Source organism: Alcaligenes endophyticus (genome assembly GCF_026344035.1).
In the GTDB taxonomy this organism is placed as follows: domain Bacteria; phylum Pseudomonadota; class Gammaproteobacteria; order Burkholderiales; family Burkholderiaceae_B; genus Alcaligenes; species Alcaligenes endophyticus.
Map to the genome: position 1 here is coordinate 57366 of NZ_JAPKND010000005.1, position 20184 is coordinate 77549.

Here is a 20184-nt window from a genome sequence, read left to right on the forward strand (position 1 = left end):
GTGTCATGTCGGACAGGCACTATACAGCCATTTTATTCTTGAGCTTTAAAGGATTTCGAGATGGCATTATCGATTCAAGGTGGTAATAAGCGTACCGCTGCGTCGGTGCTTGTAATGACTGTATTAGCATTGGCGTTGACCGCATGTGGCTCGGACAGTAGCACCACAACAGCGGTTAACACCCCTAAGCCTAACAATGACAGCCCTGTCGTGGAGCCCCAACCAGAGCCCACACCACGCTCGATATCGTTAAAGCACGTGAGTCGTTATGCTACGGGTGTATTTGAACAAAGTGCCGCCGAAATCACCGCGTTTGACGCACAAAGCAAACGTGTTTTTACCGTTAACGCACAAAAAGGCACGTTGGATATTCTCGATTTGACCGATGCTGCTGCACCAACGCATATTGGAGAGATCGAAGTTAGTGGTATCGCTGTGGGGGCAACCGTCAATAGTGTAGCCGTCCATGATGGTATTGTTGCGGTGGCAATTGAGTCCTCTCCAAAAACAGCGCCAGGTTATGTCGCCTTTTATCAAGCAGCGGATAGCCGTTATCTTAGTCATGTGCAGGTAGGTGCTCTGCCCGATATGCTGGTATTTACCCCTGATGGTAAAAAGGTGTTGGTGGCCAACGAAGGTGAGCCCAGTGATGATTATCAAATCGACCCTGAAGGCAGCATAAGCATTATCGATATCAGTAAAGTGATGGCACCAACGGTACGTACCGCCGATTTTACCGCCTTCAACGATCAGCGCGCAGCCCTAGTCGCTAGCGGGGTGCGTTTGTTTGGCCCTGATCAAACTAAAAAACACCCGGGGCGTGTCGGTGATTACCCCCGTGCTTCTGTCGCCCAAGACTTAGAGCCGGAATACATTGCTATATCTTCCGATGGCAAGCTGGCATGGGTAAGCCTGCAAGAAAACAATGCTTTGGCTAAAGTGGACATAGACGCCGCTAAAGTGATCGACATACTCCCCTTAGGCTTTAAAGACCACGGCCTTGATGGGCAAGGCTTAGATGTCACCGATGAAACTAAGCAAATAGATATCCGTCCTTGGGTCGGCTTACACGGTATGTACATGCCGGATGCGATCGCGGCCTATGAGGCTGACGGGAAAACCTATGTTGTATCGGCTAACGAGGGCGATGCGCGTGCTTGGGGGGAAGGAAATGTCGCCTATTTTGAAGGCGATTTATCGCAAGGTTTTGTAGAAGAAATACGCCTTAAGCACTTGGTGCATAAAGATGGTTTTGCGCGACGTCTAGGAGACGATATGCCGGCACATTTGTATGCTTTAGCCGATGGTGCCATGTTAGACCCTAATGTCTTTGCTTACTGTGGTGCTAAACCAGGCAACAAACCGGGCGATTGTCGTGCTGATGAGCAATTAGGACGTTTGAAAGTTAGCTGGACCTTAGGATACAAAACTAAGCCCGACGGCACCCCTCTTTATCACGATGTGACAGGTAAAGAGAATCCCACAGGGCGTTGGTTAATGTACGATAAGCTTTATGCTTTCGGAGCACGTTCGTTTGCCATTTGGGACCAAGATGGCGCGCTAGTGTGGGACTCAGGAGATCAGTTTGAGCAGTTCCTCAGTTCGGATCAGTGCAAACTGCGTGCGGAGCGCGACTTGCTTTGCGCCGACTTTTTCAATAGCCAGCATAGCGCCGTAGGGCAGTTGAAAAATCGCAGTGATGACAAAGGCCCTGAGCCAGAAGGCGTAGAGCTTGGCCGTTTAGGCGACAAGACTTTTGCGTTTATTGGTCTAGAGCGCATGGGCGGGGTGATGGTCTACGACATAACCAACCCTAAACAGCCTGTTTTTCAGGACTATCTCAATACTCGTCAAAACTGGGAGTTGAATCCTGAAACTGAGTTGGCTCAAGTAGGCGATCTGGGCCCAGAAGGTTTGAAGTTTGTTCCAGCTAAAGATTCGCCTACGGGCCAGCCTTTGTTGATCGTGGGCTTTGAGGTAAGCGGGACCACGTCTATTTTTGAAATCGAGCAGCAGTTCTAAGACTTGCGCGTGAGCTGGGGAGGATAGTTGTGCCTATCGCCCCAGCTATTGTTTTTATATATTGCCACTAAGCCAAGCGTGTACAGCCATAAAGGCTGTTTAATGCTTTGTTTATGATTTTGTGTAGGGCTGAATAACGGCTTGCCCGTCCTCTTTTGTAAAAGCAGCTCTTTGCGGTTGCGTAAGAATTTCTAATACTATTTCTGAGGGACGGCATAAACGAACCCCTAAGGTGGTGACCACAATAGGGCGATTAATCAGGATAGGGTACTGCAACATGAAATCGATGAGAGCTTCATCGCTCCATTTTGGGTCGTCTAGCTTAAGCTGCGCATAAGGAGTGCCTTTTTCCCTTAATAGAGAACGAGCAGGCTGGCCCATAGCGATGATCAGGCTCAACAGAGTAGGGCGGTCTGGGGGCGTCTTTAAGTATTCAATGATAGTAGGTTCTATCCCTGCATTGCGAATCATGGCTAAGGCATTGCGTGATGTGCCGCAGTCGGGGTTGTGATAGATAGTGACAGGGCTAGTGACATTCAGGTGTTGGGTAAGAGTATGCATTTAGATACTTAAGCGTAAGGCCAACGCTGCTAAGGTAATCAGTAGCACAGGCGTAGTTAATAAAGCGCCTACTTTAAAATAGTAAGCCCAACTGATAGTGGTGCCTTTTTTAGCCAGTACGTGCAGCCATAGTAGTGTGGCTAGGCTACCTATAGGGGTGAATTTGGGGCCTAAGTCGCTACCAATGATATTGGCGTAAACCATCGCTTCTTTGGCTAGGCCCGTTGCCGTCGAGGCTTCAATAGACAGGGACACCGCTAAAACGGCTGGCAGATTGTTCATCACGGACGACAATAACGCAGACAGCACGCCAGTACCTAGTGTGGCACTCCAGATGCCACCCTGTGCGAGGTAGTTGAGCAATTCAGCGATATGAACCGTTAAGCCAGCGTTACGCAGCCCATAAACGACCAGATACATCCCTAATGAAAATATAACAATCTGCCATGGTGCTTCCAGCAGCACCTTACGTGTGTTGATGGTGCTGCTGCGCGCCGCGACAGCCCAGAGCAATGTGGCGCAGGTGGCTGCTACCGCGCTGACAGGAACTCCCAGCGGCTCAAGAGCAAAAAAGCCGAGTAACAGTGCAATCAGTACCAACCATCCTGCGCGAAACGTGGCAAGATCTTTGATGGCTGACGAGGGGAGTTGAACTCGTTCCAATGAATAAGTAGCGGGAATAAGGCGGCGAAACAGCAAAATGAGCACTGCTAGGCTGGCCAACACAGAAACTAGATTGACCGGTACCATCACCGCAGCATAATCAATGAAACTAATTTTAAAATAATCGGCAGAAACGATATTCACTAAGTTAGAGACAATTAAGGGAAGGCTGGCGGTGTCAGCGATAAAGCCCGCTGCCATAACAAAAGCCAATGTGGCCCCAGGGGAAAAGCCTAGCGTAAGCAGTATTGCCATGACGATGGGCGTTAGAATTAATGCAGCGCCATCATTAGCGAATAAAGCGGCCACGGCTGCCCCGAGTAGTATCACTAAGATAAATAGCTTCAGTCCACTACCGCCCCCCCAGCGAGCGCAATGTAGTGCAGCCCATTCAAAAAAACCCGCTTCATCAAGCAGTAAGCTGATGATAATAATGGCAATGAACGTAGCCGTAGCATTCCACACAATACTCCATACAATCGGGATATCGCTAGGTTGTACGACTCCTAACAACAAGGCCAGCGCACCACCTATCGAGGCGCTCCATCCAATGCCCAATCCATAGGGTTGCCAAATAACAAGGGTAAGGGTGAAGACGAAAATAAGGATGGCTATCAGCATATCGATATGGCGCGCATTTAATTGGCGCTAGAAGGCATGATGGTGGGTAGGCAGGGGCTACCTTGGCAGCAGTTTTCAGTGAGATAAGCCAGCAAGTCGTTCATGGTGGAAAAGTGTGCTCGGTACAGCACATTACGGCCCTGGCGCTCGGCGACGATAAGTTGCGCATACGTGAGCTCTTTAAGGTGAAAGGATAGAGCGTTAGGAGCGATCCCTAATTGGTGCGCCAACAAACTGGGAGTCAGGCCGTCCTTTCCTGCCACGACGAGTGTGCGGAAAACCTGTAGTCGGGTTTCGTGAGCGAGGGCGGCGAGGGCTTGAACAGCATTGAGTTCTTTCATGGTGTAATAATACATCAATTGTTGAACTATTGTTTGTTATGGTTTGTTTTTATATTCAGACTGCCGTGCCCGCCTCTGCGCTTGGGTCAGCAGTTTCTAGCCTATCAACGACTTATTTACCGTTTATCCTAGCAAAGTTATATAGGGGTTTGATGGTGTCATAGCCACGGTCCGAGCTCATCCATGGTATTGCTTTGTGGCTTGGGTTTGGGAAAAAATCAGCGATCGTTAGTTTGTAACAGTGCTATCTATATGTTGGGATAAGGGTGATAGTGGAGCAGGGTAATTTTTCCCGTGTGACTTAGGACTAACATTGAAAACAGAAACTGGTATTGTGAAATGGTTTAACAGCGAAAAAGGCTTCGGCTTCATCATGCCGGAGAGCGGTGGTAAAGACCTCTTCGCACACCATAGTGAAATTCAAGGCGCTGGGTATAAATCGCTTGACGAAAACCAACGGGTCTCTTTTGTAGCGGCTAACGGTCAAAAAGGCCTTACCGCTACCAAAATCCAAGTTATTTGATTCCTATGCTTACCTGTTCAGGTAAGCATAGCAGCGAATTATTAAAGCCGAGTCCTTTGAAGCATTGGATTCGGCTTTTTGGTTTTATAAGGTACATCATCCAGATAAGACGGGCCTTATCGTTAGAAGTAGCCTATGCTGGAGGGGTTACTAGAGCAAGTCTGCACTAGTGTTCCGTATTAAGTGAGAATGACGTGGAAAAGAAAGATAAAGACCCAGTTAAAACAGAAACGGTTAGTACTAAACCTGCCATTAAGCAGCCACGCTGGCCTAATCAGGGTTCCCAGTCTGGGGTTAAAAGTGCTAAGTCTATTCATGGACGTATGCCCACTGGCAGAGGGGCCGCAAGAGGGCGTTAAGAGATAGCTGCACTCGCTACCTTTTATAAGCCAAACCCAGTCCGCTGGTGGGCTTTGAAAGTGGAAGCCTACAGTGCTAGAAAGGTAGCCCTGGAAAACGATCTTTCAATTGTTGAACGACCTCTTGGCGTGTTTTTACCATTCGTAGGGCGAAACGTTCATTGTCTTCAGTATGATGTTGTTCCGCTTCGAGCAAAGAAGATGTCGGGCTGCGACTGCCCAAGTTAAACTTTTCGTGAATCATCAAGGCCTTCACGCTTAAACTATTTACCCATACAGAACGGCAGCAAGCATGGTCTGCCAGAGGCGTGATGTAGGAAATAGCCAGCGCATTGAGTTTATTAGCTAGCGAGATTGCTAGCTTTTTCTATGAGTGTGAACTCATGCAGGCACTATGAGGCTTGATGGTAATGAAGTACAGGATTATTTTGTAACGATATTCTGATCGTCTTTAATAATTAATTTTACTTATTATCGAAGTTTTATGAGGATCGCCGTTCGGCGCCATGTCCGTTTTTACAATGGACATGGTAATGTTATTTCTTCGTCTTTTTTCCTTTTTTGTTTTTTAGATTCGGGTGCTGGTATTTCCGTTGTTGTGGAATCTTGCGCCTTTTCGGGTTTATTTGGTTTTTTCTTCATCATGTATTTTCCTTTGAGGAAAGTCCAAGTTGAATGTAGACAGTGATCTTAGCGAAACATGAATGTGGTTTTTGCCTGAGGTTGAGGCAAGGGTTGTTCTGTTGGCTTATCTCCTATCGGAGGTATTTTCTGTTGGTTATCACTGTCTTCGTCGTCGATTTTTTCAATTTCTATGGGCCTTTTGTCTCTTGGGTCTTCTTTTTCCGGTATGGCCGTACTTTCCCCTAATTTATTCGGCAAGTTATTAGTGTTTTCTTGTTTAGGGTGATTTGGAAAGAAATTAGTCATTTAGATGCTCCGGATGAGGGTGGACACTGTATAAGTCATTCAAACTAATGGGATACTTTTTCTGCGATCGGATTTGTGATGTCCGATCCCCATAGACGAGGCAGGGGAACTAATTGATATGAGGCATATGAGTGAAATCGTTCAGGGTTTCCAGGCCATAATTTAAATCCTAAACAAGAACGCCATTTATCCGTTTGATGAAGCCAGTGCGTAGAGCAGACGGTGCAGCGATACAAGGTCTGAGATCCGTGTGTGCCTAAATCCTTGGTTTTAAAGACAGCCTGCATATCAGCATGTTTTACGGCGTGTGCTACCGACAAGGGCAACGAGGTGCATTGCGAGCATAGTGCTTCATGTTTGAGTATAGCCATTGGAATTCTCCGATGAACTGCACATAACTATTGTGTTAACGAGTCCAGGGTTAGGAGAACGCTGTGTTTGCGTTCTCCGTCCCCGGGCAGTCCCGTATAAACAGGACCACCTCAATTCACCTATTTATTGGTAGGTTTATTGTCTTCAGGCTTGTTGTCATGCGGCTTACTGCCTTTCTTTTCATCGTCGCGTTTTTGAGGTGTTGGCGTTTGGCCAGCAGGCGAGGTTGGATTAGAAGGTTGGCCTGGTTTGTTCGTAGACTGTTGAGTCATGGTAGTACTCCGTTTAAGACGAGAGTGATAGCACCTTACCCTATGGGCTGTTTGCCCCTGCGGTAATGTTAGGTGCTAGAAGTAATGGTCAGCGCGCTTTAGGCACGACCGATCATTTTGGGTATTTGTTGCTGCTAAGTGATAGATTGTTTATTTGGTCATAATTGGTGTGCCATTGAGGGGTTGGCAACACATTTTTATCTGACTCAAAATTACTTAGCGGATGAGGGCTGTTCAGAGGTCCGGAAGGGACGAGTATTGGTTTATAGGATAAGCTCATCGGAATCCGAAACCAATTAGATATTTTCTTAAAAATAGAGGAGCGATAGGACATGATATTCCTTGCTGGACTAGCGCAATACCATTCAGGGTGCTGAGTGGTAGTGCTAGTAGCCTTTTCAGGGTAATACCTTGAAGGGCTGTATTCATACTAGGCCTATTTCTCCGTAATACCTCAATTTACTTTGTAAGTCATTGTATTTATTGTTTTTTCATGGTTTAAACGAATTTGATTCTCTTCGCTTTAAACGCTTATGCTAAAAACTCGGCAATCTTTTTTTGGGAAACTGATGAATACAAAAATTACTGAGGCCATGTCTCAATGGAATGATGATGGTGGCTCTCAACTGCGTTCTATGGCGGTAAGCTCAGCAGTAGAAAAAATTGACGAAGAAGATAGAGTTATTCTTGCTTTTTTAGGGATGTCGGTGATTAGCTTGTGGGATGATTTACCTGCTGAGCAGCAGAAAAAGATTTTGAATACCGAGGCTATCCGAGATGCTTTTGATAAGGCCGAAATAAAAAGTCGCCTAGAGCGGCTGGAAGAGCACTTAAAACCTATCTTAGGGAGTAGCTAGGTCAGCATTTCGCTGCCTACTGCTGCTTTCGTCGTCGTCAACACCACCCGTTATTACGAGTAACCCTGTATACGCAAGATGAGGAAGGCAAGTGGTAAGAAGAAAGTCGCAAAATACGCTCATTTGAATGCGGAGCACTTAGAGAAGTACAGTTTTCACGTCACGTTTAGGTCACACCAGTTTTTAGAAAGCAAAAAAGCCGAGTTGCGGTCGGCTTTAAGTGCTTGAAACCAAACGGTATTTTTGGTGGGCCCAGCTGGACTTGAACCAGCGACCAACGGATTATGAGTCCGCTGCTCTAACCAACTGAGCTATAGGCCCACGTTTTATGTTTTATAAACTTATAGAGTTAAACCCATGGTGTATAAAACAAAAACCAACTGATCTTTCGATCAAGTATGAAATTATGACACAAGTTTTAAAAAAAAGCACTACTTGCTCCATGCTAGGTAGCCTTGGGCGTGGGGGTGGGTTTTCTTGAGTAATTTTTCGCTTGGATGTGCTGCTAAGAAGAGTAGGTGTGTAGCCGCGCTCGGCTTGGCTCTGTTTGGGGTGCAAGGCTGTGTAATAGGCTTTTTCGGGTTATAAGTTGTCCGTGTTGGCGGTGTGGTGAGGCAGTGGGCTCACTACTATCTAAGAGGTTTATCAAATCAAGCAGTTCGTATATATTTTCAGGAGGAGTTACGATGAAAGACGTATTTGTAATGGCAGCATGTCGTACGGCAATTGGTGATTTTGGTGGTTCTTTGAAAACGCAGACGCCTGCTGAGTTGGGAACTACGGTATTAAAAAGCTTATGGGAACGTGCTCAAGTCGATCCAGAGCAAGTGCAGCAAGTCTTTGTCGGACATGTTATTAACACTGAGCCCCGTGATATGTATTTGTCACGCGTCATGGCATTGAACTCAGGTATGAATCAGGCCAGCGTGGCGATGAACGTAAACCGCTTATGTGGTTCAGGCTTGCAAGCCATTATTTCCGCGGCGCAAGTAATACAATTGGGTGATACAGATTGGGCTGTAGGGGCGGGGGCGGAAAGCATGAGCCGTGCGCCTTATATCAGCACTACTCACCGTTGGGGAGCGCGCATGGGAGATAGCGCGCTTCTGGATATGATGACGGGTGCCCTCAGTGATCCATTTGACCGGATACACATGGGGGTCACCGCAGAAAACGTTGCTAAAAAATATAACATTACTCGTGCCGATCAAGACCAGTTGGCAATGACGTCACATCGTCGCGCCGCTAATGCTATTGCTCAGGGTTACTTTGCCGAGCAAATCGTGCCTGTGGTGATGAAAACACGGAAAGGCGAGGTGGTGTTTGATACCGACGAGCATGTTCGTGGTGACATTGATGAAGCAGCGCTGTCAGGCTTACGCCCGGTGTTTCAAAAGGAAAATGGTACGGTTACGGCTGGGAATGCATCGGGCTTGAATGATGGCGCAGGTGCTTTGTTGTTGGCTTCGGGTGAGGCGGTGAAGGCCCATGGGCAAAAGCCTTTAGCTCGTCTAGTGGCATGGGGTCACGCTGGGGTTGATCCATTACATATGGGAATTGGCCCCGTTCCAGCGGTACAAATTGCGCTCAAAAAAGCCGGTTTAACAGTGGCTGATATGGATGTGATTGAAGCTAACGAGGCGTTTGCTGCGCAGGCATGCGCAGTCAGTCGCGAGTTGCAGTTTGATCCGGCCAAAGTCAACCCGAACGGCAGTGGCATCAGTTTGGGACACCCTATCGGAGCCACAGGAGCCATTATTACCACCAAGGCTTTATATGAGTTGCAGCGTATACAAGGCCGTTACGCTTTAGTCACCATGTGTATCGGTGGCGGGCAGGGAATCGCGGCTATTTTTGAACGAGTTTAGTCGTCATCTTTAGGGCGGGTTTCACGGTAGGGCGTTGCCCTGCTATGATTTGATACTTTAAGTATTACTGCTTGTTAATGTAAAGGATGTCGATGATCCGAACCCAAGAGCTAGATCACCCGACTTTGTCGGAAAGTGGTGGCGTGCGTTATTTGCATTTTGGTACTGAGTGGATTCAGGGTGCGATGCGTATACGTAAGCCTTCCGAATTGTTTTTGGCTTATACCCAGCAAATGATGGCGTGGCTATTGTTTTTAACGCCAAGCAAAGAGGATAAGCTGGCGATACTGGGCTTGGGAGCGGGTTCTTTGCTGCGTTACAGCCTTAAACACACACCGTGTCAAATTGACACGGTAGAGTGGAATCCTGCTGTCACCAGTATTTGTCAGGCTTATTTTCGCTTGCCGGGTAATGTGCGCTCGCACATTACCCATGCTGACGCAGGGTTGTGGGTGTGTGATCCGCAGCAGCGCGGTCAGTACCTAGCCCTTATGGTGGACTTGTATGACGGCGAAGCACAAGGCCCCGTGCGGGATAGCCTTGAGTTTTATCAAGGTTGTTATCGCAGTTTGGCAGATCAAGGCATTATGACGGTGAACCTGTTCGGATCACACCACAGCTTTGAGCATAATATCGAACATATACGCCAGGCTTTTAAGGGGCGAGTATTATTACTGCCAGAAATGGATGAGGGCAATCAGATTGTGATTGCTTTTAAAGGATCGGTATTGTCACTGACTACACAAGAGCTGCTCGATAGAGCGGAGCATGTGCAGGTAAAGTACGAAGGCCTGCCCGCTGTACGCTGGGCACGCGAACTACTTTCTCAGCGCAGTGTTGAGCAGTTAGATGTGTAATAGCAGGGAATACCTGCAAAGCCTGGCGACGTGTTTCGCGCTAGACTCTGGTGCAAGTTTTACTCAATTAGTGATTGGTGTTTAAGGAGCTTCGCATGAAGTTAATCAGGTCCGTACATAGTTTGGCTGCTGCGCTGGCTTGCGCAGGCTTGATGGGAACAACCGTAGGCGTGCAAGCGCAGACGGTCTCTGTTTCCTCGATTGTTGAGCATCCCGCTCTAGATTCTATTAAAGACGGTGTGCATAAAGCTTTAAGTGATGCTGGGTATACCGATAAAAAAGATTTCAAATGGCAGTTCCAAACAGCGCAAGGTAACCCTGCCATTGCGGCGCAGATTGCGCGCAAGTTTGTGGGCGATGACTCCGATGTTATCGTGGCTATCTCTACCCCTTCAGCACAATCCGCGGTTGCTGCAACAAAGAATATCCCTATTGTGTACTCGGCCGTCACTGATCCTGTTGCTGCTCATTTGGTGCCTTCCTTAGATCCGTCGGGAACGAATGTGACGGGTGTATCGGACGCTTTGGCTTTAGAGGCTCAAGTAGAGTTGATCAAGAAGGTGGTACCTCATGCCAAAAAAGTAGGGATGGTTTACAACCCCGGCGAGGCGAACTCCGCTGTGGTGGTAGCGGAAATGAAAAAGCTGCTTAATCAACAGGGAATGGAATTAGTGGAAGCAACGGCCGCGCGTACGGTGGACGTTGGTGCAGCCGCCCGCAGCTTGGTTGGGAAAGTAGATGTGATCTACACCAATACTGACAATAACGTGGTATCCGCCTACGAGGCCTTGGTGAAAGTGGGCATGGATGCCAAAATACCCTTGGTCGCTTCAGATACTGACAGCGTTGGACGTGGCGCTATTGCGGCGTTAGGGGTGAACTACTATGACCTAGGCGTCCAAACCGGAAAAATGGTCATTCGCATATTGAACGGAGAGAAACCGGGCGATATTGCTTCCGAAACCAGTTCCGAGTTGGAATTGTTTGTTAATCCTAAGGCGGCTAAGCAACAAGGTGTAGAGCTTTCCGAGGAGTTTATTAAATCGGCCCAAAAAGTTGTGGAATAATACGCTTTCCCACTTTTTTTAGCAGGTGGCGGCTACAAGCCCGCCACCTGTTTTTGCTTTAGACCAAGAGCTATGTCTATTTATTCTATGTGGGGTGCGCTTGAGCTAGGTTTGATTTTTGCTCTGGTGGCCCTAGGTGTTTTTATTTCTTTCCGCATACTGCGTTTTCCGGATTTAACCGTAGACGGCAGTTTTCCCTTAGGCGGCGCCGTTGCAGCCACCCTAATCAGTATGGGATGGAATCCCTTTAGTGCAACCATCGCCGCAATCCTTAGTGGCGCGTTGGCCGGTATGATCACCGGTTGGCTGAATGTACGTTTGAAAATTATGGATTTGCTGGCGAGCATTTTGATGATGATAGCTCTGTATTCCATTAATTTACGCATTATGGGGCGCCCCAATGTGCCCCTTATTATGGAGCCTACTGTATTTACAGCTTTACTGCCTGAAGGGGGAGTGGATTATATTGCTCGCCCAGTCATGTTGTTAATATTGGTAGTTATGGCCAAAGTTTTGCTCGATTGGTTTTTTTCCACGCAAACAGGTTTGGCGTTGCGCGCAACCGGTTCCAATGCACGTATGGCACGGGCTCAAGGTGTCGCCACGGGTGGAGCTATATTGTTAGGGATGGCTATTTCAAATGGCTTGGTTGCCTTAGCGGGAGCTTTATTTGCTCAATCCCAAGGTGGTGCCGATATTTCTATGGGTATTGGTACTATTGTCATCGGATTGGCGGCCGTTATTGTGGGTGAAAGCATATTGCCCAGCCGTAAGTTAGTGTGGGCAACCTTAGCGGTGATTTTAGGGGCCATACTTTATCGCTTCTTTATTGCCATGGCTCTGAACGTGGATGCCATAGGGTTGAAAGCGCAAGATCTGAATTTGGTGACTGCCGTATTGGTTACTGTGGCGTTGGTGATTCCCTTGCTCAAGAAAAAGCGCGCTAGCACTTCACAGGGGGGCAAGTGATGTTGAAAGCACAAAATTTACAGCTTACCTTTAATCCCGGCACGCCCATTGAAACTAGGGCTTTGCGTGGTTTGACACTGCAAATACCGGAAGGTCAGTTTGTGACGGTAATTGGGTCAAATGGGGCGGGTAAATCGACCTTTTTGAATGCTATTTCCGGTGAGCAATATGTTGACTCTGGTCAAGTTTTGATCGACGGTGAAGACGTGAGCCGAGTCCCCGTATGGGGCCGCGCGCACATGGTGGCACGTGTCTTTCAAGATCCAATGGCAGGCACCTGCGAAGACTTAACGATAGAAGAAAATATGGCATTGGCCTCGGTGCGAGGTTTGCGCCGTGGCTTAGGCGCTTCGGTAAAAAGAGAACAGCGCGCCTTGTTCCAAGAGCGTCTGGCAATATTAGGTTTAGGCTTGGAGCATCGTTTGAATGATCGCATCGGGCTCTTGTCTGGCGGCCAGCGGCAAGCAGTCAGCCTGTTAATGGCAGCACTGAGACCATCACGTATTTTATTGCTGGACGAACATACCGCTGCCCTAGATCCGCGTACCGCTGATTTTGTGTTGCAGTTAACCGATAAAATCGTGCGAGAGGATAAACTGACCACGATGATGGTCACTCATAGTATGCGTCAGGCCCTAGACGTAGGCGATAGAACAGTGATGCTGCATCAAGGGCAAGTGGTTCTTGATGTCAGTGGTCCCGAGCGTCAAGGCTTGGAGATCCGTGACTTGCTTGAAATGTTCGAGAAAGTACGCGGTGAAACTCTCTCTGATGATAGCTTATTGCTTACTTAATCTAGATTCCGTTGTTTGCTTAGGAACCGTGCTGACGAACTGACGTTAGCGCGGTTTTTTTGTGGGGCCTCTACAGCCCCAGGATACTGCTTGAGTGCTTTTTCTTTTAGCGGTAGGCTAGCTTGAGCAAGGCAGGAATGATTGTCGTCAATACACGGAAAACATGACGGGTTGACACGAATTTTTCACAACCTTGACTCTATACTGTGGCATCAACAGTGCGTAAAACTTAGCATTTAGTTGTCTTGTCGTTATTGTTTTTAAAAAATGTTGTTTCGTAGTGTGCCAAAATCATTTTTTTTGACATATACTTCATGCTTGCCCAAACCATACTGGGCAGTCAGTTTTTGGGGAAACTGTAACCCGCATGACACAGGAGCTATTCATGTCTTTTTCTCGTCTGCTAGCTTGGCAGCCCTTGCGCGTAGCCGCATTCACCTCGCTTGTGTTGTTAGCCGCGTGCGGCAAAGATGAGCCACAGCAGGGCATGGCGGGCATGAAAATACCTGTGAATGTGGTCACCGTTCAGCCTGAGGCGACAGAGTTATTTTCAGATTTGCCTGGCCGTATAGAGGCAATTAAAGATGCAGAAGTTCGTGCTAGAGTGAACGGCATCGTATTAGCGCGCAATTTTGAGCAAGGTAGCTTAGTTGAGGAAGGGCAATTGCTCTACACCATTGACCCTGCCCCGTACAAAGCGGCTCGGGATCAAGCCGCTGCAGAGCTACAGCGTGCACAGGCCAATGCGCAAAGTGCGGTAGCCTTAGCCCAACGGTATGATCGCCTTATTAAAGAAAACGCTGTGTCACGTCAAGATTATGACACCGCAAAAGCAGGGGCAGCGCAGGCTCAAGCCGCCATTGCAGCAGCTAAAGCGGCGTTGGCCAATGCCGACATTAATCTAGGTTATACCAAAGTGGTAGCTCCTATTTCGGGGCGTATCGGTAAATCGTTAGTAACCGAAGGTGCTTTAGTTTCCGCTAATGCTGCGACGCCGCTGGCGGTAGTGCAGCAGCTTGATAAGGTATATGTCGACATTACGCGTTCGACCAATGAAATGTCTCAGTTGCGCCGTGCCGCGGCCCAAGGGAAGTTCGTCTTGGCTAAGGAAGGGCAGGCTAAGGCAAGGATTCGCTTGGATGACAATAGCTTTTATGAGCCTTCTGGACGAGTGCTCTTTGAAGGGGTAAGCGTTGACCCCAGCACCGCACAAGTGAGTCTGCGTGCTGAATTTGATAATCCTGAGCAAATATTACTGCCGGGCATGTATGTACGTGTAGTGCTTGAGCAAGGCGTAGCCCAAAATGCCTTACTGGTGCCGGCGCAAGCTATTCAGTATGGCGGTGACGGTCTTGCTTCGGTGGTTGTGGTGCGTGAAGGCAAACCGATTAACACCGCGGTTACCTTAGGTGCTGAGAAGGACGGCCGTTATATCGTGCAAGATGGCCTACAGCCGGGTGACCAGGTGTTAGTTGCAGGATTCCAGAAACTGATGCCGGGTGCTACCTTGCAACCCATACCCTGGGACCCTAATAACCCCGAAGCAGAGCCAAACACTCAAGCAGCGCCATCCCAGTCAGGGGAACCAGCCACACAAGACGCTAAGACAAGCGAGTAATCGTCATGCCACAGTTTTTTATCGATAGGCCGATTTTTGCCTGGGTGATTGCCTTAGCGATCACCTTATTGGGCTTACTGGCTTTGCCCAATATGCCGGTAGCCCAGTACCCCGAGGTTGCTCCTCCCGCCATTACTATCTCTGCAACCTATCCAGGTGCAACGGCTGAAGACGTCGCGAGTAACGTGGCCAGCGTGATCGAGGATGAGCTCAACGGTGCGAAGGGTTTGCTGTATTACGAGTCGGTCAGTGACTCCAACGGCCAAACTCAAATCACTGCTACCTTTCGCCCTGGTACTGATGCTGATATGGCTCAGGTGGATGTACAAAACAAGGTAAATAATATTACCGCTGCCCTGCCGGCAGCCGTAATGCAGCAAGGTCTGAAAGTAGAGCAATCTAATACGGGCTTTTTGCTGGTGGTCACCTTGTCGTCGACAGATGGTTCGATGGATCAAACCGCATTGGCTGACTATATCCAGCGTAACGTACAAAACACCATATCGCGCGTACCTGGTGTGGGTAAATTCCAGTTGTTTGCAGCCCCCCGTGCCATGCGTATTTGGGTAGACCCAGCCAAACTGGTGGGCTATCAAATCAGCATGAGCGAGGTGAACGCAGCGATTGCTAACCAAAGTGTTTTAGTGTCAGCTGGTGTGTTGGGCGCTCCCCCTAACCCTGCTAGCCAACGTGTCACCGCACCTATTGTTGTCAATGGCCAGATGGCGACGGCTGAAGAGTTCGGTAATTTGATCCTGCGTTCTAACCCAGACGGCTCTACCGTGCGCATTCGTGATGTGGCAAGGGTTGAAGTGGGGGCAGATAACTATCAATTTGGGGCTCGTTTAAATGGCCAGCCTACAGCGGCCTTTGCGATTTCACTCTCTCCCGATGCGAATGCTTTGGAAACTGCCAAAGGTATTAAGCAGCAAATGGAAGAGCTGTCGAAATACTTTCCTGAAGGGATACGCTACGACATTCCTTACGATACTTCACCGTACATTGATGCATCCATTACACAGGTAGTGCATACCTTGTTGGAAGCAATGGTATTGGTGTTTATTGTAATGTTCGTGTTTTTGCAGAACGTGCGCTATACCGTTATTCCCGCACTAGTGGTTCCAGTCGCTATCTTAGGTGCCTTTAGCGTGATGCTTTTGCTAGGCATGTCGGTGAACGTGCTCACCATGTTTGCGATGGTGTTGGCCATTGGTATTTTGGTGGATGATGCGATTGTAGTCGTTGAGAACGTCGAGCGAATTATGGTCGAAGAGGGTATTGGCCCGAAAGAAGCGACCAAGAAAGCAATGCCTCAGATTACTGGTGCGATCGTGGGGATTACATTGGTTTTGACCACGGTGTTTTTACCCTTGGCGTTCATGTCAGGTTCTGTGGGCGTTATTTATCGTCAGTTCTCTGTCGCAATGGCCGTGTCCATCGCATTCTCGGCTTTTTTGGCTTTGTCGTTCACCCCCGCTTTGTGTGCGACTATTTTGAAGGCTATTCCTAAAGGTCAGCACGAACAAAAGCGTGGGTTTTTTGGTTGGTTTAACCGTGGTTTTGACAAAACCACCTCCGGTTATAGTGGCTTAGTGGGCATGTCCTTGCGTCGTGGCGGTCGGATGATGTTGATTTATGCCATGTTGTTGGGCGTATTGGTTTTCATGTACGTGCGTATGCCTACAGGCTTCTTACCCGAAGAGGACCAAGGCTACATCATTGCCAACATTGAGCTGCCGGCTGGGGCATCTGCTAACCGCACTGTAGAAATTATCGAAGAGGTTGAAGAGTATTTTAAAAAGCAGCCACAGGTGGCAAATATCGTTACTGTGCAAGGGTTTAGCTTCAATGGTAACGGCTTGAATTCAGCCATTGCTTTTGTACCTTTAAAAGGTTTTGATCAACGTAAAGGGCAAGAAAATTCCGCACAAACGTTGGCCGGCAAAGCCATTGGTGCCTTATATTTTGGCTTGCCTGACGCTGCCGTGTTTTCTATCGTACCGCCTGCGATTGCGTCTTTGGGTAACTCCTCTGGGTTTGACTTACGCTTAGAAGACCGTGGTGGTAAGGGTGGGGCTGCCTTACAGGCCGCAGCTCAACAGTTAATGGGGCTGGCTCGTCAAAGTCCCATTATCGATGCGCAGTCGGTCCGAATCACAGGGTTAGGCCCAGGCCGGCAGATCAAACTAGATGTGGATCGTGATAAAGCCGCTGCGCTGGGTGTGGATTTCAATGAGATTGCCAGCCTGATTTCTACTGGTATTGGCTCAAGCTACATTGGTAAGTTTACCAATCAGGGCAGAGTGCAAAATATCTGGGTACAAGCAGATGCTGAGGCTCGTATGACCGTGGATGATTTGTTGCAACTTAACGCGCGCAACAATCAAGGTCAGATGGTGCCATTGTCTTCATTAGTGAAGGTGTCTGATACCCAAGGTCCTGTTCAGGTCGTACGCTATAACAGTTATGAATCCATCCGTATCGGTGGTGGCGCGGCCGAGGGGTACTCCTCCGGTCAAGCAATGGCTGAAATAGAGCGTCTTTATACCCAGTTGCAGCCGGGTTTTGGTATTGAATGGACGGGTTTGTCCTACCAAGAAATTGAGGCATCAGGTCAGTCCACCATACTCATGGGGCTAGCGGTATTAGTAGTCTTTATGGTGCTGGCTGCTTTGTACGAAAGTTGGGCTATCCCGCTGTCTGTGATGTTGGCAGTACCGCTGGGTATGCTCGGCGCTGTGTTGTTGGTGAACGGCATGGGAATGGCAAACGATGTGTATTTCCAAGTAGGGATGGTGACAGTGATTGGGTTGTCAGCCAAAAACGCGATTTTGATTGTGGAGTTTGCTAAAGATGCTTACGCACGCGGCGATTCGCTGTATGAGGCGACGCTGACTGCTGCAAGGTTGCGTTTCCGACCCATTTTAATGACTTCGTTTGCCTTTATCTTAGGTGTTACGCCCTTGGCATTCTCCACGGGGGCAGGAGCTGCTAGTCAGAATGCAGTTGGCCTGGGCGTAATGGGTGGAATGTTGGCTGCCACGCCGTTATCAGTGCTGATGGTGCCTGCTTTCTTCTTAGTTGTGATGAAGATTTTCAAAACTAAACCGCGTCTGTTTGGCGAGGCTTTACGTGAGCACGAGCGCGAATTGGCCGCGAAGGCAGCTCAGGAACAGGCTCAAGGAGGACAACACTAATGGCTCGTTTCATACTTAGTAGCTCAGCCTTAGTAGGCCTGTTGGCACTGTCGGCATGCTCCTTCACCCCTAAATATGAGCGCCCGCAAATGCCAGTTTCGGCTCAGTACCCTCAGGCCGAGGCGGCCGGCAACGGTCAAGTTGCAGCGGTTGATTTGGGTTGGCGCGAGTTCTTTACCGATCAGCGTCTACAGGCTCTGATCGCCTTGGCTCTAGAAAATAATCGCGATTTGCGTTTAGCCACGCAGCGTATTGAGGAAGCCAGAGCGCAATATGGTGTGGTCAGTAGCGACCGCTTACCCACTATTGGGGTTATGGCAGCAGAACAGGCTACAAGGTATCCCGAAGCCGCTCGTCCAGCGGGGCCTGGATCTCCTTCCGTATCGCGTAGTTTTCAGGCTGGAGTCGGAATTTCGTCGTTTGAACTGGACTTCTGGGGACGCGTTAAGAACCTCTCTGAAGCAGCTTATCAGCAGTATTTAGCAACTGAACAAGCACAACGTACGGCTCATTTAACGGTCGTGGCAATGACCGCCGAATCCTACTTTCGCTTGCGTGCAGCCCAAGAGATGCAAAAGCTGATGCGGCATACCCTAAAAAGCCGTACCGAGAGCTTGCGCTTAGTGCAAACCTCTTACGATAATGGTGTGGCTTCAAGCTTAGACTTGAATCAGGCTAAGGTGCAGTACAGTACGGTGCTATCTGACATGGCGGCAGCGGAACGTAGTGAAAAACAGGCGGAAAATGCTTTGCGCCTCATGCTGGGAACCGAAATCCCCGATGATATGCCTGCAGCAGCAGATTTTACTCGGGCTCAGTTATTGCCTCATTTGCCGGTAGGTTTGCCTTCCGAACTCTTGGAGCGTAGGCCTGATATTATTGCCGCCGAGATGCAACTTAAAGCGGCTAATGCCAATATTGGCGCAGCTCGTGCCGCTTTTTTTCCTAACGTTACGCTAACTGGTTTATTAGGCTTTTTAAGCCCACAGCTTGGTGGATTATTTAGTAGCGATAATCGTTATTGGCAGTTTCAACCGCAAATCGTGATGCCGCTGTTTTCAGGTGGAACTCGTGGCCGTTTGCAGGTAGCAGAAGCCCAACGTGATATGGCCGTGACTCAGTACGAGAAAACGATTCAGACGGCATTTCGTGAGGTCGCCGACTCCTTGGCAGGTGAGGCTACGTACTCAGGGCAGATCGACGCTCTGAGCGACGTAGAGAAAGCTGCCAGCGAAACTGTACGCTTGGCTAATCTACGTTACGAGGTAGGGGTAGATAGCTTTCTTCAGGTGCAAACAGCGGAGATAAGTTTGTACGGCACGCGTCAGGCATATATACAAACGGGTTTGGCTTCTTTACTGAATCGGGTTGAACTGTATAAGGCCTTAGGCGGAGGATGGAACGCTGACACCATTACTCCCCAAGATGATAAGGCTTAGGCGACATTAAGGTGATAAAAGGCGATAATACACCCTGCTGAAATCTCCCTTTACATGACTTGGAGGGTAAACGGGAATGATAGAACTGGGTGTAAATATTGACCACGTAGCCACATTGCGTCAGCAGCGCTTCACGCGCTATCCCGATCCTGTGCAAGCAGCGATACGGGCTGAGCAAGCGGGTGCAGACCTTATTACCGTGCATTTGCGTGAAGATCGGCGTCACATTCAAGATGCCGATCTTTTTGCTATCCGCCCGTTATTACAAACGCGCATGAATCTAGAGTGTGCGATTACCTCTGAGATGCTGGATATCGCTTGTCAGGTGGCACCTCAAGATGTGTGTTTGGTGCCTGAACGCCGCGAGGAATTAACCACAGAAGGGGGCTTAGATGTATGCACTCACTTTCAGCAAGTGTCGGCAGCCGTAAAACAGTTGCAGCAAACGGGTATACGAGTCTCGCTATTTATCGATGCGGTGGCTGAGCAAATTCAAGCAGCCCATGAGACAGGCGCGACCGTTATAGAGTTGCACACAGGCTGTTTTGCGGATGCACAAGACGACTTAACCCAGCACCAAGAGCTAGCTCGTATCGCAGCGGGGGCCCGTCAAGGGGTAGCGTTGGGCTTGCGTGTAAATGCTGGCCACGGCTTGCACTATGACAACGCTCAAGCGGTCGCAGCATTACCCGGCATAGCTGAACTCAATATTGGTCACGCCATCGTTGCGCAAGCCATTTTTGATGGGTGGGATAAAGCGGTGCGTGATATGAAAGCGATATTGGTCACGGCCCAGCAAAGTCGTCCTTAATCCGCTTACTACCATGCTAAATAGTGGTCTAGGCTAATGAGTG

18 protein-coding genes and 1 tRNA gene are annotated in these 20184 nt (G+C 48.8%); 12 read left to right on the forward strand and 7 right to left on the reverse strand.

Translation table 11 applies throughout. The features are described 5' to 3' along the window. The first annotated feature begins 60 nt into the window (after positions 1-60). Entirely contained in the window at positions 61-2022 is a 1962-nt protein-coding gene (locus OSH01_RS10290; protein WP_266124013.1) for a choice-of-anchor I family protein, read from the forward strand. A gap of 111 nt (positions 2023-2133) precedes the next feature. On the opposite strand, the gene arsC is transcribed toward OSH01_RS10290, so the two are convergent. Genes arsC through OSH01_RS10305 form a run of 3 tightly spaced genes read right to left on the reverse strand, consistent with a single transcriptional unit; the run spans position 2134 to position 4208 of the window. Then, on the reverse strand, positions 2134-2583 hold the full coding sequence (gene arsC / locus OSH01_RS10295) for an arsenate reductase (glutaredoxin) (RefSeq protein ID WP_266124014.1): 450 nt from the start codon (positions 2581-2583) through the stop codon (positions 2134-2136). Then, entirely contained in the window at positions 2584-3867 is a 1284-nt protein-coding gene (locus OSH01_RS10300; protein ID WP_266124015.1) for an arsenic transporter, read from the reverse strand. 17 nt (positions 3868-3884) lie between these two features. Continuing rightward, entirely contained in the window at positions 3885-4208 is a 324-nt protein-coding gene (locus tag OSH01_RS10305; RefSeq protein ID WP_266124016.1) for an ArsR/SmtB family transcription factor, read from the reverse strand. Positions 4209-4521: 313 nt separating this feature from the next. On the opposite strand from OSH01_RS10305, the gene OSH01_RS10310 reads away from it, so the two are divergent. Continuing rightward, entirely contained in the window at positions 4522-4731 is a 210-nt protein-coding gene (locus tag OSH01_RS10310) for a cold-shock protein (RefSeq protein WP_266124017.1), read from the forward strand. A gap of 875 nt (positions 4732-5606) precedes the next feature. Here the strand turns inward: OSH01_RS10310 and OSH01_RS10315 are convergent. The 3 genes from OSH01_RS10315 to OSH01_RS10325 all read right to left on the reverse strand — a co-directional run bounded on the left by OSH01_RS10315 (position 5607) and on the right by OSH01_RS10325 (position 6664). Continuing rightward, complete coding sequence (locus OSH01_RS10315) at positions 5607-5735, reverse strand: hypothetical protein (RefSeq protein WP_266124018.1); 129 nt, start codon at positions 5733-5735, stop codon at positions 5607-5609. A gap of 45 nt (positions 5736-5780) precedes the next feature. Beyond that, positions 5781-6020, reverse strand: a complete 240-nt coding sequence (locus OSH01_RS10320; RefSeq protein WP_266124019.1) for a hypothetical protein — start codon at positions 6018-6020, stop codon at positions 5781-5783. Between the two features lie 491 nt (positions 6021-6511). Next, the gene (locus OSH01_RS10325) at positions 6512-6664 is read right to left on the reverse strand and encodes a hypothetical protein (RefSeq protein WP_266124020.1); all 153 of its coding nucleotides are present in this window, start codon (positions 6662-6664) and stop codon (positions 6512-6514) included. Between the two features lie 569 nt (positions 6665-7233). Here OSH01_RS10325 and OSH01_RS10330 point away from each other — a divergent pair. Beyond that, entirely contained in the window at positions 7234-7521 is a 288-nt protein-coding gene (locus OSH01_RS10330) for a hypothetical protein (protein ID WP_266124021.1), read from the forward strand. 244 nt (positions 7522-7765) lie between these two features. Here OSH01_RS10330 and OSH01_RS10335 read toward each other — a convergent pair. Further along, positions 7766-7842: transfer RNA gene (locus OSH01_RS10335), tRNA-Ile, on the reverse strand. A gap of 365 nt (positions 7843-8207) precedes the next feature. Here OSH01_RS10335 and OSH01_RS10340 point away from each other — a divergent pair. From OSH01_RS10340 to pdxJ, 9 genes are all read left to right on the forward strand, one after another. After that, positions 8208-9389 (forward strand): acetyl-CoA C-acyltransferase family protein, encoded by a 1182-nt coding sequence (locus OSH01_RS10340; RefSeq protein WP_266124022.1) that lies wholly within the window; start codon positions 8208-8210, stop codon positions 9387-9389. 92 nt (positions 9390-9481) lie between these two features. Beyond that, positions 9482-10246 carry a class I SAM-dependent methyltransferase gene (locus tag OSH01_RS10345; protein ID WP_266124023.1) on the forward strand — a complete coding sequence of 255 codons (765 nt, stop codon included), beginning with the start codon at positions 9482-9484 and terminating at the stop codon, positions 10244-10246. A 95-nt stretch (positions 10247-10341) separates the two neighbouring features. Next, positions 10342-11313 (forward strand): ABC transporter substrate-binding protein, encoded by a 972-nt coding sequence (locus OSH01_RS10350; protein WP_376918141.1) that lies wholly within the window; start codon positions 10342-10344, stop codon positions 11311-11313. 72 nt (positions 11314-11385) lie between these two features. After that, on the forward strand, positions 11386-12282 hold the full coding sequence (locus OSH01_RS10355; protein WP_266124024.1) for an ABC transporter permease: 897 nt from the start codon (positions 11386-11388) through the stop codon (positions 12280-12282). Further along, entirely contained in the window at positions 12282-13076 is a 795-nt protein-coding gene (locus tag OSH01_RS10360; RefSeq protein ID WP_266124025.1) for an ABC transporter ATP-binding protein, read from the forward strand. Before OSH01_RS10355 ends, OSH01_RS10360 begins: the two co-directional genes overlap by 1 nt. A gap of 385 nt (positions 13077-13461) precedes the next feature. Then, positions 13462-14694, forward strand: coding sequence for an efflux RND transporter periplasmic adaptor subunit (locus OSH01_RS10365; protein WP_266124026.1), 1233 nt, complete (start codon positions 13462-13464; stop codon positions 14692-14694). A 5-nt stretch (positions 14695-14699) separates the two neighbouring features. Continuing rightward, entirely contained in the window at positions 14700-17891 is a 3192-nt protein-coding gene (locus tag OSH01_RS10370) for an efflux RND transporter permease subunit (RefSeq protein WP_266124027.1), read from the forward strand. Continuing rightward, on the forward strand, positions 17891-19330 hold the full coding sequence (locus tag OSH01_RS10375; protein WP_266124028.1) for an efflux transporter outer membrane subunit: 1440 nt from the start codon (positions 17891-17893) through the stop codon (positions 19328-19330). The genes OSH01_RS10370 and OSH01_RS10375 overlap by 1 nt, the downstream gene beginning before the upstream one ends. A 76-nt stretch (positions 19331-19406) precedes the next feature. Beyond that, entirely contained in the window at positions 19407-20141 is a 735-nt protein-coding gene (gene pdxJ / locus OSH01_RS10380; RefSeq protein WP_266124029.1) for a pyridoxine 5'-phosphate synthase, read from the forward strand. The last annotated feature ends 43 nt before the right edge of the window (positions 20142-20184 follow it).